We start from the raw sequence: 16633 nt of genomic DNA on the forward strand, positions 1-16633 counted from the left end.
TACGCGCGCAGCGGATAGGGACCGAACTGTCTCACGACGTTCTAAACCCAGCTCGCGTACCGCTTTAATGGGCGAACAGCCCAACCCTTGGGACCTACTCCAGCCCCAGGATGCGACGAGCCGACATCGAGGTGCCAAACCATGCCGTCGATATGGACTCTTGGGCAAGATCAGCCTGTTATCCCCGAGGTACCTTTTATCCGTTGAGCGACAGCGCTTCCACAAGCCACTGCCGGATCACTAGTCCCGACTTTCGTCCCTGCTCGACCTGTCAGTCTCACAGTCAAGCTCCCTTGTGCACTTACACTCGCCACCTGATTGCCAACCAGGTTGAGGGAACCTTTGGGCGCCTCCGTTACTTTTTGGGAGGCAACCGCCCCAGTTAAACTACCCACCAGGCACTGTCCCTGAACCGGATTACGGTTCGAAGTTAGATATCCAGAGTGACCAGAGTGGTATTTCAACAATGACTCCACGGTAACTGGCGTCACCGCTTCAAAGTCTCCCACCTATCCTACACAAGCCACACCGAACACCAATACCAAGCTGTAGTAAAGGTCACGGGGTCTTTCCGTCCTGCTGCGCGTAACGAGCATCTTTACTCGTAGTGCAATTTCGCCGAGTTCGCGGTTGAGACAGTTGGGAAGTCGTTACGCCATTCGTGCAGGTCGGAACTTACCCGACAAGGAATTTCGCTACCTTAGGATGGTTATAGTTACCACCGCCGTTTACTGGGGCTTAAATTCTCAGCTTCGCCTTGCGGCTAACCGGTCCTCTTAACCTTCCAGCACCGGGCAGGCGTCAGTCCGTATACATCGTCTTGCGACTTGGCACGGACCTGTGTTTTTAGTAAACAGTCGCTACCCACTAGTCTCTGCGGCCTCCACACCCTTTCGGAGTAAATCCTAATAAGTGGAAGGCCCCCCTTCTCCCGAAGTTACGGGGGCATTTTGCCGAGTTCCTTAACCACGATTCTCTCGATCTCCTTGGTATTCTCTACCTGACCACCTGAGTCGGTTTGGGGTACGGGCAGCTAGAACCTCGCGTCGATGCTTTTCTCGGCAGCATAGGATCACCCACTTTTTATCCGCATCGTGTCTCAGCCTTGATGAGTCACGGATTTGCCTATGACTCGGCCTACGCACTTGCCCCGGGACAACCATCGCCCGGGTTGGGCTACCTTCCTGCGTCACACCTGTTAATACGCTAGCCGCACCAGCATGGGGTCGAGCGTTAGACCGGACCGTCTCACCCCGAAGGGATCAACTAAGCCCGGGTTAGGACTCTTAGCACCACTGGATTAGCTTGGGCGGTTCTTCGCCGGTACGGGAATATCAACCCGTTGTCCATCGACTACGCCTGTCGGCCTCGCCTTAGGTCCCGACTTACCCAGGGAAGATTAGCTTGACCCTGGAACCCTTGGTCTTTCGGAGGACGTGTTTCTCACACGTCTTTCGCTACTCATGCCTGCATTCTCACTCGTGTGCCGTCCACGGCTGGGTCACCCCGCCGCTTCACCCGGCACACGACGCTCTCCTACCCATCAACACGGCTGGACCACGAAGGCCTACCAATAATGTCAATGCCACAACTTCGGTGGCGTGCTTGAGCCCCGTTACATTGTCGGCGCGGAATCACTTGACCAGTGAGCTATTACGCACTCTTTCAAGGGTGGCTGCTTCTAAGCCAACCTCCTGGTTGTCAGAGCAACTCCACATCCTTTCCCACTTAGCACGCGCTTTGGGACCTTAGTTGGTGGTCTGGGTTGTTTCCCTCTCGACTATGAAGCTTATCCCCCACAGTCTCACTGCTGCGCTCTCACTTACCGGCATTCGGAGTTTGGCTGACGTCAGTAACCTTGTAGGGCCCATCGGCCATCCAGTAGCTCTACCTCCGGCAAGAAACACGCAACGCTGCACCTAAATGCATTTCGGAGAGAACCAGCTATCACGAAGTTTGATTGGCCTTTCACCCCTATCCACAGCTCATCCCCTCAGTTTTCAACCTAAGTGGGTTCGGTCCTCCACGACGTCTTACCGTCGCTTCAACCTGGCCATGGATAGATCACTTCGCTTCGGGTCTAGGACACGCGACTGAATCGCCCTATTCAGACTCGCTTTCGCTACGGCTACCCCACACGGGTTAACCTCGCCACGTATCGCTAACTCGCAGGCTCATTCTTCAAAAGGCACGCTGTCACCCCTACTAAGGAGGCTCCAACGGTTTGTAAGCAAACGGTTTCAGGTACTATTTCACTCCCCTCCCGGGGTACTTTTCACCTTTCCCTCACGGTACTTGTCCGCTATCGGTCATCTGGGAGTATTTAGGCTTATCAGGTGGTCCTGACAGATTCACACGGGATTTCTCGGGCCCCGTGCTACTTGGGATACTCTTCACGCCAAGAGAAGCATTTCGACTACGGGGTTCGCACCCTCTATGACCAGGCATTCAAACCTGTTCGTCTATACCTTCTTGTAACGTCGACCACTCGGCAGAATGATCAGAAAAGTCCCACAACCCCCAACGTGCAACGCCTGCCGGCTATCACACACGCAAGGTTTAGCCTGATCCGGTTTCGCTCGCCACTACTAACGGAATCGCTGTTGCTTTCTCTTCCTGTGGGTACTGAGATGTTTCACTTCCCCACGTTCCCTCTACCCGCCCTATATATTCAGGCGGGAGTCACTAGGTCGGCACGCCGCCCAGCGGGGTTTCCCCATTCGGACACCCTCGGATCACAGTGTGCTTATCCACTCCCCGAGGCTTATCGCAGATTGCTACGTCCTTCTTCGGCTCCAGATGCCAAGGCATCCACCGTTTGCTCTTAAAGACTTGAAATCACATGAGTTGAATCGTCAAAAAATTGACTAATGATCTTTAAGATCATCTTCACGACACAACACCCGAAGGTGTCGCATCGAAGATGCTCGCGTCCACTGTGTAGTTCTCAAAGTACGGGCGGTACCCTCCCCACATGCCACCCAAGCAGCATGAAGAAAAGGCCCAGAGGTTGCGGACTCTCATCCGGTCCCTCAGGACCCAACAGCGTGCAGGTGCGACACCCGAAACCCTCCCCGTTCCCACCGCAAGCGGCGTACTAGAGAAGAACCTCATCCTTCGCACCATGTCAAATGTTCCACCCATGAGCTCCCAGCGAAGAACATGTGCCTTCGAACTGGGTTCTGGACTCCGAAGAGTCAGATGCTCCTTAGAAAGGAGGTGATCCAGCCGCACCTTCCGGTACGGCTACCTTGTTACGACTTAGTCCTAATTACCGATCCCACCTTCGACGGCTCCCTCCACAAGGGTTGGGCCACCGGCTTCAGGTGTTACCGACTTTCATGACTTGACGGGCGGTGTGTACAAGACCCGGGAACGTATTCACCGCAGCGTTGCTGATCTGCGATTACTAGCGACTCCGACTTCATGAGGTCGAGTTGCAGACCTCAATCCGAACTGGGACCGGCTTTTTGGGATTCGCTCCACCTCACGGTATTGCAGCCCTTTGTACCGGCCATTGTAGCATGCGTGAAGCCCAAGACATAAGGGGCATGATGATTTGACGTCATCCCCACCTTCCTCCGAGTTGACCCCGGCAGTATCCCATGAGTTCCCACCATTACGTGCTGGCAACATAGAACGAGGGTTGCGCTCGTTGCGGGACTTAACCCAACATCTCACGACACGAGCTGACGACAACCATGCACCACCTGTATAGAGACCTTGCGGGGCGACTGTTTCCAGACGTTTCCTCTATATGTCAAGCCTTGGTAAGGTTCTTCGCGTTGCATCGAATTAATCCGCATGCTCCGCCGCTTGTGCGGGTCCCCGTCAATTCCTTTGAGTTTTAGCCTTGCGGCCGTACTCCCCAGGCGGGGAACTTAATGCGTTAGCTGCGTCACGGAATCCGTGGAATGGACCCCACAACTAGTTCCCAACGTTTACGGGGTGGACTACCAGGGTATCTAAGCCTGTTTGCTCCCCACCCTTTCGCTCCTCAGCGTCAGTTACGGCCCAGAGATCTGCCTTCGCCATCGGTGTTCCTCCTGATATCTGCGCATTCCACCGCTACACCAGGAATTCCAATCTCCCCTACCGCACTCTAGTCTGCCCGTACCCACTGCAGGCCCGAGGTTGAGCCTCGGGTTTTCACAGCAGACGCGACAGACCGCCTACGAGCTCTTTACGCCCAATAATTCCGGATAACGCTTGCGCCCTACGTATTACCGCGGCTGCTGGCACGTAGTTAGCCGGCGCTTTTTCTGCAGGTACCGTCACTTTCGCTTCTTCCCTGCTAAAAGAGGTTTACAACCCGAAGGCCGTCATCCCTCACGCGGCGTTGCTGCATCAGGCTTTCGCCCATTGTGCAATATTCCCCACTGCTGCCTCCCGTAGGAGTCTGGGCCGTGTCTCAGTCCCAGTGTGGCCGGTCACCCTCTCAGGCCGGCTACCCGTCGACGCCTTGGTGAGCCATTACCTCACCAACAAGCTGATAGGCCGCGAGCTCATCCCTGACCGAAATTCTTTCCAGCTACTGACCATGCGGTCGCAGCTCGTATCCGGTATTAGACGCCGTTTCCAGCGCTTATCCCAGAGTCAGGGGCAGATTGCTCACGTGTTACTCACCCGTTCGCCACTGATCCACAGAGCAAGCTCTGCTTCACCGTTCGACTTGCATGTGTTAAGCACGCCGCCAGCGTTCATCCTGAGCCAGGATCAAACTCTCCGTAAAGAAAATTTGCTGCGACCAGCCGGAAAAAGACTGGAGCAGCGAGTTTGATGCTGACCAAAGAGATAAATCATTGCTGACTATCCGTTGCCTCCCCCGAAGGGAAGGTCTTTGATCCAAAGGAATCTCACCCCACCGAAGTGGAGTCGAGGTTATTTGGCATTTGACAAGTGCACGCTGTTGAGTTCTCAAGGATCGGACGCTCCCCCAACTGACCTCACAGCCAGCCCAGAGGGCAACTTCACAACCATACCCCACCGACGACGCGCTTCGATCTGCCGTCGGAACGAGGTTCCGCGCCAGTCGAGGACTGCTGTTCGGGGTGGAAGTTCCATCCTAGACGCAAGCGCCTTGTTCTCGCAAGAGGTTTGGGATGGGATTCGTTCTCCGCTTGAGGGAGCGTAGGCCTTCCGGCCTTCTCGCTCTTCCCTGTGGGGCGAACAAGTAATAAGTTACGCGGCTCCCGGCATCGTGGCAAAGCGGCGTGACATCCCGGGCGTGTCGCGCGGCCTCGGCAGGCCCTGGATCCGCGCCATGACGCGGAAAACGGCGGATGCCGCGGCTTGTTCGGCCGCGGCATCCGCCGTCTCGCTGTGGAGCGTCGCTCGCGCGCTCACTCCCACTCGATCGTCCCCGGGGGCTTCGACGTGACGTCGAGCACCACGCGGTTGACCTCGCGGACCTCGTTCGTGATGCGGTTCGAGATCTTCGACAGCACGTCGTAGGGCAGCCGCGTCCAGTCGGCGGTCATGGCGTCCTCGCTCGAGACGGGACGGAGGACGATCGGGTGACCGTAGGTGCGGCCATCCCCCTGGACGCCCACCGATCGGACATCGGCGAGCAGCACGACGGGGCACTGCCAGATCTCGGCATCGAGCCCCGCCTTCGTCAGCTCGGCGCGCGCGATGGCGTCGGCGTCACGCAGGATCTCGAGACGATCAGCGGTGACCTCGCCCACGATGCGGATTCCGAGGCCGGGCCCCGGAAACGGCTGGCGCCCGACGATGGCCTCCGGCAGACCCAGCTCGCGCCCGATGGCACGGACCTCGTCCTTGAACAGGGTTCGCAGCGGCTCGATCAGCTCGAACTGCAGGTCTTCGGGCAATCCGCCGACGTTGTGGTGACTCTTGATGTTCGCCGTGCCGGCACCGCCGCCAGACTCCACGACATCCGGGTACAGCGTCCCCTGCACGAGGAAGCGGATCGGCTCCCCGTCGGCGGCCGCCTCGGCCATCAGGTCGCGTTCGGCCTGTTCGAACGCGCGGATGAACTCGCGGCCGATGATCTTGCGCTTCTGCTCCGGATCGCTGACGCCGGCGAGGGCCTCGAGGAAACGCTCGCGCGCATCGACCGTGATGAGCCGGACTCCCGTCGACGCGACGTAGTCGTTCTCGACCTGTTCCCGCTCACCCTTCCGGAGCAGCCCGTGGTCGACGAAGATCGCGGTCAGCTTGTCGCCGACCGCCTTGTGCACGAGCGCGGTCGACACCGCTGAGTCGACACCGCCCGACAGCGCCGAGATCACCCGGCCCGAGCCCACCTGCTGGCGGATGCGCTCGACCTGCTCGGCGATGACGTTGCCGCTGTTCCAGTCCGCCGGGAGTCCCGCGGCCTTGTGCAGGAAGTTCTCGAGCACGTTCTGGCCGTGGTCGGAGTGCTTCACCTCGGGGTGCCACTGCACGCCGTAGAACTTGCGCACGTCGTTGGCGAACGCTGCCACCGGGGTCGCCGCAGTCCGGGCGAGCACCTCGAAGCCCTCCGGCGCACGCGAGACCTGGTCGCCGTGGCTCATCCACACGTTCTGCTCGGGGGGCTGCCCCTCGAGCAGCGTGCCCTCCGTCACGATGGTCGCGTCGGTCGCGCCGTACTCGCGGAGTCCGGTGTTGGCGACCTCGCCGCCGAGCGTCTGGGCCATCACCTGGAAGCCGTAGCAGATGCCGAGCGTCGGGACGCCGAGATCGAACACGCCCGGATCGAGAGCCGGGGCACCGGGCTCGTACACCGATGAGGGGCCACCGGAGAGGATGATGCCCACCGGCTCCTTCGCTGCGATCTCCTCGGCCGTCGCGGTGTGCGGGACGAGCTCGCTGTACACCCCCGCCTCACGCACGCGGCGGGCGATGAGCTGGGCGTACTGCGCGCCGAAGTCGACGACGAGGACAGGACGCTGCGACGTTTCGGTCTGTGTGGTCATCGGGTGCCTTCCGTGGCGGGGATGGATGCGGCTGCCTCAGCGGCTTCGCGCTCGGCGAGGTACGTCCTCACCTCGCGTGCGACGCGGGCCTCCATGAAGAACGACAGGGCGGGCACGACGCCGCCGAGCGCGAGCAGGATGAAGCGGGGGAACGACCAGCGCATGAGACTCCACACGCGGAAGCACGAGAACAGGTACACGACGTAGAACCAACCGTGCACCACGAGGATCGCGAGCGAGATGTTGAACCCGTCGCCCGTCGAGAGCATCTCGCACGAGTTCGTCTGCGGCAGGAACAGCGACCACCACTCGCAGTCGGCGCCCGCGATCACCGGCGCGAACCAGAGCAACCCACCCGAGCCGCCGGCGAAGAGCTCGGTGTGGATCGGGGTGTACTTCAGGATCATCTCCGCGAGCAGGAGCAGCAGGCCGACACCCGTGATCACCGAACAGATCTGGTAGAAGCGCAGAGCGTTCCGGATCGCCGGGAACGTGGCGAGTTTCGGGGCGCGAGGCATGGCGTCCAGTCTAGTCGCGGCCCGACGGCGCGCTTCCCGCTGCGGGGACGTCGGCGCCCTCGTGCTCGTCCTCGAGGTCCTCGAGCTCCTTCTCCCACGCGTCCTTGGCGAGGCGGTACCACATGTAGAACGCGAAGCCCGCGAAGACCGCCCACTCCACGGCGTAGAAGATGTTGAGCCAGTTGACGTTCGACCGCTCTTCGGGTGCCGGCGAGTGGATCGCGGTGAGTCCCCCGAAGGATTCCGCGGAGGTGAGGTAGCCGCGGTAGACGTCGAGCCCGGCGGTGTCGTGCCAGCGGCTGAGGAGAGCCGCCGGCGACATCCGCGTCATCTCCTGCGGACCGGCTCCGCGTCCGGGCAGAGCAGGCCCCTCGTCGGAGATGATTCGCCCCGTGAGCACGACATCCTGCGGCGGATCGGCGTCGAGGGCTGCCGCAACGGCATCCGCCTCGGTCCGATCCGAGGTCCATCCCACCGCGACGGCGAGCGAGGTCGGCTCCGACGATCGCGCGGACTCGGGATCGACCCGCAACTGCCCCGTGACCCAGTACCCCTCTTCGCCTCGGTCGAATCGCGACGACACGACGTCGAAGTCGTCGGCGACGAACGAGCCGCTCACCTCTACCCGCTGACCGACGAGGGGCTCGGGGAGATACTCCCCGGGTTCGGCGACGTCGGCGAGCGGGCGCACCTGCTCGGTCTGACCCGGCGGCGGGGGCGACGTGTCGACGGCGCGCGAGAGCTGCCATTGGCCGAGCCACGCGAAGACCGCCGCCACGAGCAGGGCGAACGCGAGCATGCCCAGCCACCACGGGCGCAGCATGACCTCGCGCAACGTCGGCGCGAAGGCCGCCGTCGACGCCTGTGGCGGAACCGAGTCGGTCGAGCTCATGTCACCGCACGCTGTACGGCGCCACCACGACCTCCACGCGCTGGAACTCCTTCAGATCGGAGTAGCCGGTCGTCGCCATCGACTTCTTCAGCGCGCCGATGAGGTTCGCGGTGCCGTCGGCCACCGGTGCCGGGCCGTAGAGCACCTCTTCGAGCGAGCCGACCTGCTCGACGGCGACGCGGCGGCCGCGCGGGAGCTGAGCGTGGTGGGCCTCGGGTCCCCAGTGGAACCCCTGGCCGGGGGCATCCGTCGCGCGCGCCAGGGCGACGCCGAGCATGACCGCGTCGGCGCCCATGGCGAGCGCCTTCACGATGTCGCCGGACGTGCCGACGCCGCCGTCGGCGATGACGTGGACGTACCGTCCGCCCGACTCGTCGAGGTAGTCACGGCGGGCCCCGGCGACATCGGCGACCGCCGTGGCCATGGGAGCGTGGAGGCCCAGCGTCGCGCGCGTGGTCGAGGCGGCACCGCCGCCGAAGCCCACGAGCACGCCCGCGGCACCGGTGCGCATGAGGTGCAGGGCCGCGGTGTAGGTCGCGGCGCCGCCGACGATCACCGGGACGTCGAGGTCGTAGATGAACTTCTTGAGGTTCAGCGGCTCGTCGACGCTCGAGACGTGCTCGGCCGACACCGTGGTGCCGCGGATGACGAACAGGTCGACGCCGGCGGCGACGACGGTCTCGTACAGCTCTTGCGTGCGCTGCGGGGTCAGCGAGCCGGCGACGGTGACGCCGGCCGCGCGGATCTCGGCCAGACGGTCGCGCACGAGCTCGGGCTTGATCGGCTCGGCGTAGAGCTCTTGCATGCGTCGGGTCGCCGACGCGTCGGGCAGCCCCGCGATCTCGGCGAGCAGCGGCTCGGGGTCGTCGTACCGCGTCCAGAGCCCTTCGAGATCGAGCACGCCGAGTCCGCCGAGCTGACCGAGCATGATGGCCGTCCGAGGGCTCATGACCGAGTCCATCGGGGCGCCGAGCACCGGGATCGAGAACTGGAAGGCGTCGATCGACCACGCGGTCGACACGTCCTCGGTGTTGCGGGTGCGCCGCGAGGGCACCACAGCGATGTCGTCGAACGCGTAGGCCCGACGGGCGCGCTTGGCGCGGCCGAGCTCGATCTCCATGGTCACTCCTCCAGCCTACCGGCCGGTCCGGACACGACCGCCGGACCGGCCGTCCGCTCAACGGGCGCGCGCGACCCGCTGCTCGTCCCAGACGGGCTCATTCGACTCGTAGACGCGTCCGTCGCCGCCGAAGACGACGAAGCGGTCGAACGAACGAGCGAACCAACGGTCGTGGGTCACCGCGAGCACCGTGCCCTCGAAAGCGGTGAGCGCGAGCTCGAGCGCCTCGGCCGACGTGAGGTCGAGGTTGTCGGTGGGCTCGTCGAGCAGCAGCAGCGTCGCACCCGACAGCTCGAGCAGCAGCACCTGGAACCGCGCCTGCTGACCACCCGACAGGCTGTCGAAGCTCTGCTCCGCCTGGCGGACGAGCCCATAGCGGTCGAGCGCCGAGCTCGCGGCATCCCGCGGCATCCCGGCTCGGCGATCGTCGCCCCGATGCAGGATCTCGAGCAGCGTGCGGCCGGTGAACTCCGGATGCCGGTGGGTCTGGGCGAACCAGCCCGGGACGACCCGCGCGCCGAGCGTCACGGTCCCCGCGTGCTCGACCGGCTCGAGGGCGGAGCCGACGGCGGTGACGTGTCCGAGCAGGGCGTCGGGCTCCGTGCCGCCCGCGGCGAGGAGACGCAGGAAGTGCGACTTGCCCGAGCCGTTGGAGCCCAGCACCGCGACACGGTCGCCGAACCAGACCTCCAGGTCGAACGGCCGCATGAGGCCGACGAGTTCCAGCCCGTCGGCGACGACCGCGCGCTTGCCGGTGCGCGAGCCGCGCAGGCGCAGCTCGAGGTTCTGCTCGGCCGGCCGCTCCTCGGGCGGCCCGGCCTCCTCGAACCGGCGCAGCCGCGTCTGCGCCGCGCGGTATCGCGACGCGAACTCGTCGCTGGCCGCGGCCTTCGCCTTCATATCGGCGACGAATCTCTTCAGCTTCGCGTGCTCCTCGTCCCACCGGCGGCGCAGCTCGTCGAGCCGGGCCATCCGGTCGTCGCGGGCGCGGTGATAGGTCTCGAAGCTCCCGCCGTGGACCCAGGCGGTGCTGCCCGCTCCCCCGGCCTCGAGAGTGACGATGCGGTCGGCGGCACGGGCGAGCAGCTCGCGGTCGTGCGAAACGAGCAGAACCGTCTTCGCCGTCTCGCGCAGGCGGTCCTCGAGCCAGCGCTTGCCCGGGACGTCGAGATAGTTGTCGGGCTCGTCGAGGAGCAGCACCTCGTCGGGCCCGCGGAGCAGTGCCTCGAGAGCGAGCCGCTTCTGCTCGCCGCCCGAGAGCGTCGTCAGCTCGCGGTAGCGCGCCCGCTCGAACGGCACACCGAGGGCCGCCGTCGTGCAGGTGTCCCACACCGTCTCGTACTCGTAGCCGCCCGCGTCGGCGTAGTCGGCGATCGCGGCGGCGTAGCGCATCTGGGTGTCGAGCTCGTCGGACGCGATGACGGCGTTCTCGGCGTCGTCCAGCTCACGGGCCGCACGACGGACACGATCGGGCGCGACCGAGATCAGCAGGTCGTGGACGGTCTCACCGGCGCCGCCGTGCCCCACGAACTGGTCCATGACCCCGAGGCCGCCGTCGATCTGGACGACACCGCCGTGGGCCGCGGCATCCCCTCGGATGATGCGCAGCAGCGTCGTCTTTCCCGCGCCGTTCTGCCCGATCAGCGCGGTCGTCGAACCCGCGCCGACGCGGAACGTGACCTCGTCGAGCAGCGGCCTGCCGTCGGGGAGGGTGTACGAGACACCCTGTATGTCGAGCGATCCCATCGTGGACCGGGCCTTTCCGCTCCACTGCGGAGCCGACCAGGCTATCGCACGCCGGGGCGCGCTCGTGCGCGCGCCCGGACCGCGGCGAGTGGGATGCTGGCGGCATGACACGCATCGTGATCGTCGGCGCGGGCATCATGGGCCTCGCCACCGCGTGGGCCCTCGTCCGCCGGGGTGAGCGCCCCCTCGTCCTCGAGCGCTTCGGGCGGGGGCACACCCACGGCGCGTCGCACGGCGCGACCCGCAACTTCAACAACGCCTACGCCGACGCGCACTACCTCGATCTGCTGCAGCGGGCCCGCGACGGGTGGGACGCTCTCGGCGAGGTCGACGGGGAGCCGCTGCTGCGACGGCACGGGCTGGTGACGCACGGCGTCGGCAGCGACCTCGGCGGCGGCGCCGACGACGGCGACGGGCTTGAGACGATCGCGCGGAGCCTCGGCGCGCGCGGCATCCCCGCGGAGATGCTGTCTGCTGTGGAGGCGGGCGCGCGGTGGCCGGGGATGCGATTCGAGACCGACGTCCTGTACTCGTCGGACGCCGGCGTGGCGCGGGCGTCGGCGGCGATGCTCGAGCTGGAGCGCCGCGTGCAGGGCGGCGGCGGCGAAGTGCGCTGGGGCGCGCCTGTCGCCGGCATCGAGGATCTCGGCGAGCGCGGCGCGCGGGTGCGGCTGGCGAGCGGCGGCGAGGTCGACGCGGATGTCGTCGTCGCGACGGTCGGCGCTTGGACCGAGGGCCTGCTGCCCGGCATCCGCTTGCCCCGCCTCACGGTCACGGAGGAGACCCCGGCGCATTTCGCTTCGACGACCGGTCCCTGGCCCTCGTTCAACCATCGGCTCGACCCCGCGCGCTACCCGGCGCCGGTGTACGGGATGCCGACGCCGGACGAAGGGGTCAAGGTCGGGTTCCACCGCGTCGGGGACGTCGTCGATCCCGATGCGCGCCCGCACCGGGTGACGCACCACGAGACGCTCGTCGAGTACGTGCGGGAATGGATGCCGGGGCTCGACCCCGAATCCGCCGTGCACCTGTCGTGCACCTACACCTCGACCGACGACAGCGCCTTCGTGCTGGATCGCGTCGGCTCGGTGGTGGTGGGCGCGGGATTCTCGGGCCACGGCTTCAAGTTCGCGCCCGGTGTCGGCGCCACTCTGGCCGACCTCGCGCTGGATGCGACGGCGCGCGCAGCCGCGCCCTTCCGGCTGCCGGCGGGGTGAGTCCGGGTCCGGCGGGCTGCGCGAAGTTCGGAGAATGACGCGAAACTCGGACCGATCGGCTCGATCGCTCCGATACCGACGAAACTGTCCGAAGTTCACGGGCGGTCCCTGCGCAAGCCCACTTACTGCCGCAGGTGGAGCCGTTGGGCGAGGGCACGCTGGAGGGTGCGCTGGACGGCGGCCCGCTCATGCACGGCCTGCCGGTAGGTGAAGCGCAGCACCGTGTAGCCGCGCAGCCGCAGCTCGGTGTCGTGGGCGACGTCTGCGGTGCGCTGCGCACTCGAGGCGTGGAACGCGAATCCGTCGACCTGAACGACCAGCGCCTCGCCAATGAGGCCGTCGACGAATCGACCGGCGACCTTCGCCTGCTGCACGACAGAGATCCCGCGTGCACGCAGCGGCGCGAAGACCAAGGTTTCGAGGCCGGAGTCAGACAGCCCCGTGACCGCGCCGGCGAGATCGCGCGCCGCGACCGCCGGCCACGGCACAGCCCGGAGGGTCTCGGGCGCGAGGGCCTCGGTGCGGGCGGCCGATTCCCACACCACGAGCGCGTCCTCCCGCGGCAGGCACTGGGCGATGTGGCCAAGCGCATCCTCGATGCCGGCTTGCAGATCAGTCCGCGCCACCGGGCAGAGCGGGCGGGTCCAATGCACCATGATGTCGGCGTCGATCCCCGTGGACGACGCGTGCGGCAAGAGGTGCACGTGATGCTTCGACGAGATATCGTCGGGCAGCCACCACCCGCGCCGCCGCGCGAGCGAGACGCAGGTCAGTCTTCCGCCGGCGGATGCCGCCGCACGGAGGTCTCCCGGTACCCCTGCAGAAACGCACCAGGCGCGGCGAACCATCCGCAAGCCGCCCGAAGCGACCGCGTCGCGGATCAACCGCACGGAGAACCCCGCGGCGAGCACCTCACTGCGGTGCGCGATGCCACCGGCGCCCTCGACCCACCGGGTGACATCGGATGCTGTGGAACGGCGAGGCATCCCGTCATCCTTGTGCGGCGCCGCGGCCCCGCGGCATCCCTCCCCGGTTCTGGGGAAACCCCTCAGCCCTCTCGCCCTGGGGAGGAGGACCCATACCGGTCGCGCTTCGGAGAATGCGACGAAGGTCGGACGATCTGGAGCGATCGATCCGACCTTCGTCAGAATCTCCGAGCTTCGCGCGCGGGCGCGCGCGGATCAGCGCTTGTAGTTCGGGGCCTCCACCACGATCTGGACGTCGTGGGGGTGCGACTCCTTGAGCCCGGCCGAGGTGATGCGCACGAACTTGCCGCGAGCCTTCAGCTCTTCGACGGTGCGCGCGCCCACGTAGAACATCGACTGACGCAGGCCGCCGATGAGCTGGTAGGCCACGGCCGACACGGGGCCGCGGTAGGCGACCTGACCCTCGATGCCCTCGGGGATGAGCTTGTCGTCGCTCGGGACGTCGGCCTGGAAGTACCGGTCCTTCGAGTACGAGGTCTTCTTGCCGCGGGTCTGCAGCGCGCCGAGCGACCCCATGCCGCGGTACTGCTTGAACTGCTTGCCGCCCTGGAAGACGATCTCGCCCGGCGACTCGTCGGTTCCGGCGAGCAGCGACCCGAGCATGACCGAGTCGGCGCCGGCGACGAGGGCCTTGGCGATGTCACCCGAGTACTGCAGACCGCCGTCGGCGATGATCGGGATGCCGGCTTCGCGCGCGGCCAGCGACGCTTCGTAGATCGCGGTGACCTGGGGCACGCCGACACCCGCGACGACGCGCGTGGTGCAGATCGAGCCCGGACCGACGCCGACCTTGACGGCATCCACACCCGCGTCGATGAGCGCCTGCGCACCCTCGCGGGTCGCGACGTTGCCGCCGATGACGTCGATGTGCTCGAAGGATGCATCCGCCTTCAGGCGCTTGACCATGTCGATGACGCCCGCGGACTGCCCGTTCGCGGTGTCGACGACGATCACGTCGACGCCGGCGTCGCGGAGAGCCTCGGCCCGCTGCCACGCGTCGCCGAAGAAGCCGATGGCCGCGCCGACGCGCAGGCGCCCCTGGTCGTCCTTCGTCGCGAGGGGGTACTTCTCGCTCTTGTCGAAGTCCTTGATCGTGATGAGACCGGCGAGCTTGCCCTCCTCGTCGAGGAGGGGGAGCTTCTCGACGCGGTGGTGGGCGAAGAGTGCGATGACCTCGTTGGCCCCGATGCCGACGCGACCGGTGACGAGGTTCTCGCTCGTCATGACGTCGCGCACCTTGGTGGTCTGCCGCTCGAAGCCCGAGACGAAGCGCATGTCGCGGTTCGTGACGATGCCGAGCAGGTGCCCCTCGTCGTCGACGACCGGCAGGCCCGAGATGCGGTACTGCCCGCAGAGCGCGTCGACCTCTTCGATCGTCGCGTCGGGGGTCGTCGTGATCGGGTCGGTGATCATGCCCGACTCGCTGCGCTTGACCCGGTCGACCATCGCCGCCTGCTCCTCGATGGAGAGGTTGCGGTGGATGATGCCGATGCCGCCCTCACGCGCGATCGCGATCGCGAGGCGCGCCTCGGTGACGGTGTCCATCGCGGCCGACAGCAGCGGGGTGGCCACGGTGATGCGCCGCGTCACGCGCGACGACGTATCGGCCTCGGACGGGATGACGTCGGTGTGCCCCGGCAGGAGCAGGACATCGTCGTAGGTGAGGCCGACGAATCCGAACGGGTCGTTGTAGTCGCTCATGCGCACTCCTTGGAAGTCTCAACGATTCTAAGCGCCCGGCGCCGCGCGGCATTCCCTCGCCCGAGATCCGCGAAACGACACACCGCATTCGTTGTTGCGCACCGGAAACACGCAAGCAACAATCAGCGCATACGTTCAGGTGTCGCCGAAGCCACCAGCAGAACCGGTACCTCTCGGCGTTCGTCCACTTATCTCAGGAGGTGCCAGTGGCGATCACTTCGATGACGCGCGCTGCTCGTCGCCCGAGGCGCATGTTCTCGACGTTGATCGCCGGCCTCCTGGCCGTCGTGGCGTTCCTGGGCATCGCCTCCCCCGCCATGGCCGCAGGAGACGACGTCGAGTCGTTGCCCTTCACGATCGCGGGCAACGTCCGCACCGGTGGTGAACCCGTCGAGGGTGCCACCATCGTCGTGACCGGCGGCGACTTCGAAGCCGAAGGCGAGACGAACAAGAGAGGCAGCTTCTCGATCGGCGTTCCGACGAAGGATGTCGCGTACACCGTCGAACTCGTCGAGGACAGCCTCCCCTCGGGGGTGACCGTCCCGGAGGGCTTCGAGTCGACGCTCGAGGTGGAGTTCGGCGCGACCAGCACGATCACGCGCAACTTCACGCTCGAGGCGGCCGAGCGGCAGACGACGAGCTTCGTCGACCAGCTGCTCTCCCGCGCCGTCAACGGCCTGAACTTCGGCCTCATGCTGGCCCTCGCCGCGATCGGCCTCTCGCTCGTGTTCGGCACGACGGGCCTGTCGAACTTCGCGCACGGCGAGATGGTCACCTTCGGAGCGCTCGCCGCGCTGCTCTTCTCGGCCGGGTTCAGCCTGCCGATCTGGATCGCGATCCCGTTGGCGGTCGCCGTCTCGGCGCTGTTCGGCCTGACGATGGATGCCGGCCTCTGGCGGCCGCTGCGACGCCGCGGCCTCGGCACCGTGCAGCTCATGATCGTCTCGATCGGTCTCTCGCTCGCGCTGCGCTACATCTTCCAGATGTTCGTCGGCGGCGGGACGGCCCAGCTCCCCGGCGGCTCGACCTCGGTCATCCCCGGGCTCGGCCCCATCCGCCTCACCCTCACCGACGTGATCAGCATGGGCGTCTCGCTCGTGGTCATCGCCGGCTTCGCGTGGTGGCTCATGCGCACGCGCATCGGCCGCGCCACGCGGGCCGTGTCGGACAACCCCTCGCTCGCCGCCGCCAGCGGCATCGACGTCGATGCGGTGGTCCGGGTCGTGTGGGTCGTCGCCGCGGCGCTCGCCGGCCTGTCGGGTGTGCTGTGGGCCTACTTCCGTCCGGGCATCAAGTGGGACATGGGCACCAGCATCCTGCTGCTCATCTTCGCCGCCGTCACGCTCGGCGGCCTCGGAACCGCGTTCGGTGCGCTCGTGGGCGCCATCATCGTGGGGCTCCTCGTCGAGGTCTCGACGCTGTGGATCCCCTCCGACCTCAAGTACGTCGGCGCGCTGGTCGTGCTGATCGTCATCCTGCTGTTCCGCCCGCAGGGTCTCCTCGGGCGCCGAGAGCGAATCGGATAGGCAT

Annotated in this window: 10 protein-coding genes and 2 rRNA genes; 2 read left to right on the forward strand and 10 right to left on the reverse strand. The window is 65.7% G+C overall.

Annotated features, from left to right (window positions below; genetic code table 11):
• From ACI2K6_RS13925 to ACI2K6_RS13960, 8 genes are all read right to left on the reverse strand, one after another.
• Nucleotides 1-2838: ribosomal RNA gene (locus ACI2K6_RS13925) — 23S ribosomal RNA — on the reverse strand; the annotation flags it as partial.
• Between the two features lie 374 nt (nucleotides 2839-3212).
• Nucleotides 3213-4732 (reverse strand): 16S ribosomal RNA (locus tag ACI2K6_RS13930).
• A gap of 449 nt (nucleotides 4733-5181) precedes the next feature.
• On the reverse strand, nucleotides 5182-5346 hold the full coding sequence (locus ACI2K6_RS13935; RefSeq protein ID WP_404568864.1) for a hypothetical protein: 165 nt from the start codon (nucleotides 5344-5346) through the stop codon (nucleotides 5182-5184).
• On the reverse strand, nucleotides 5343-6923 hold the full coding sequence (gene guaA, locus ACI2K6_RS13940) for a glutamine-hydrolyzing GMP synthase (RefSeq protein WP_112617904.1): 1581 nt from the start codon (nucleotides 6921-6923) through the stop codon (nucleotides 5343-5345). The genes ACI2K6_RS13935 and guaA overlap by 4 nt, the downstream gene beginning before the upstream one ends.
• Complete coding sequence (locus ACI2K6_RS13945) at nucleotides 6920-7441, reverse strand: DUF3817 domain-containing protein (protein WP_112617903.1); 522 nt, start codon at nucleotides 7439-7441, stop codon at nucleotides 6920-6922. Before ACI2K6_RS13945 ends, guaA begins: the two co-directional genes overlap by 4 nt.
• Before the next feature lie 10 nt (nucleotides 7442-7451).
• Nucleotides 7452-8333: an SURF1 family protein gene (locus ACI2K6_RS13950; protein ID WP_274179346.1), complete on the reverse strand. Its 882-nt coding sequence runs from the start codon at nucleotides 8331-8333 to the stop codon at nucleotides 7452-7454.
• 1 nt (nucleotide 8334) lies between these two features.
• The gene (locus ACI2K6_RS13955; RefSeq protein WP_112617902.1) at nucleotides 8335-9453 is read right to left on the reverse strand and encodes a GuaB3 family IMP dehydrogenase-related protein; all 1119 of its coding nucleotides are present in this window, start codon (nucleotides 9451-9453) and stop codon (nucleotides 8335-8337) included.
• Nucleotides 9454-9510: 57 nt separating this feature from the next.
• A complete protein-coding gene (locus ACI2K6_RS13960; RefSeq protein WP_274179347.1) occupies nucleotides 9511-11199 on the reverse strand; it encodes an ABC-F family ATP-binding cassette domain-containing protein in 1689 nt (562 codons plus the stop codon).
• 104 nt (nucleotides 11200-11303) lie between these two features.
• Between ACI2K6_RS13960 and ACI2K6_RS13965 the strand changes: the two genes are divergently transcribed.
• Nucleotides 11304-12416 carry an FAD-dependent oxidoreductase gene (locus tag ACI2K6_RS13965; RefSeq protein WP_274179348.1) on the forward strand — a complete coding sequence of 371 codons (1113 nt, stop codon included), beginning with the start codon at nucleotides 11304-11306 and terminating at the stop codon, nucleotides 12414-12416.
• Between the two features lie 122 nt (nucleotides 12417-12538).
• Here ACI2K6_RS13965 and ACI2K6_RS13970 read toward each other — a convergent pair whose 3' ends face one another.
• Together ACI2K6_RS13970 and guaB are read right to left on the reverse strand one after the other, a co-directional pair.
• Nucleotides 12539-13402 (reverse strand): endonuclease domain-containing protein, encoded by an 864-nt coding sequence (locus tag ACI2K6_RS13970; protein ID WP_274179349.1) that lies wholly within the window; start codon nucleotides 13400-13402, stop codon nucleotides 12539-12541.
• A 195-nt stretch (nucleotides 13403-13597) separates the two neighbouring features.
• Entirely contained in the window at nucleotides 13598-15103 is a 1506-nt protein-coding gene (guaB, locus tag ACI2K6_RS13975) for an IMP dehydrogenase (protein WP_094261156.1), read from the reverse strand.
• Nucleotides 15104-15354: 251 nt separating this feature from the next.
• Here guaB and ACI2K6_RS13980 point away from each other — a divergent pair, with 251 nt between their 5' ends.
• Nucleotides 15355-16629 carry a branched-chain amino acid ABC transporter permease gene (locus ACI2K6_RS13980; protein ID WP_404568973.1) on the forward strand — a complete coding sequence of 425 codons (1275 nt, stop codon included), beginning with the start codon at nucleotides 15355-15357 and terminating at the stop codon, nucleotides 16627-16629.
• Nucleotides 16630-16633: the final 4 nt, after the last annotated feature.

The organism is Microbacterium sp. NPDC006705 (assembly GCF_044903545.1).
GTDB lineage: Bacteria > Actinomycetota > Actinomycetes > Actinomycetales > Microbacteriaceae > Microbacterium > Microbacterium plantarum.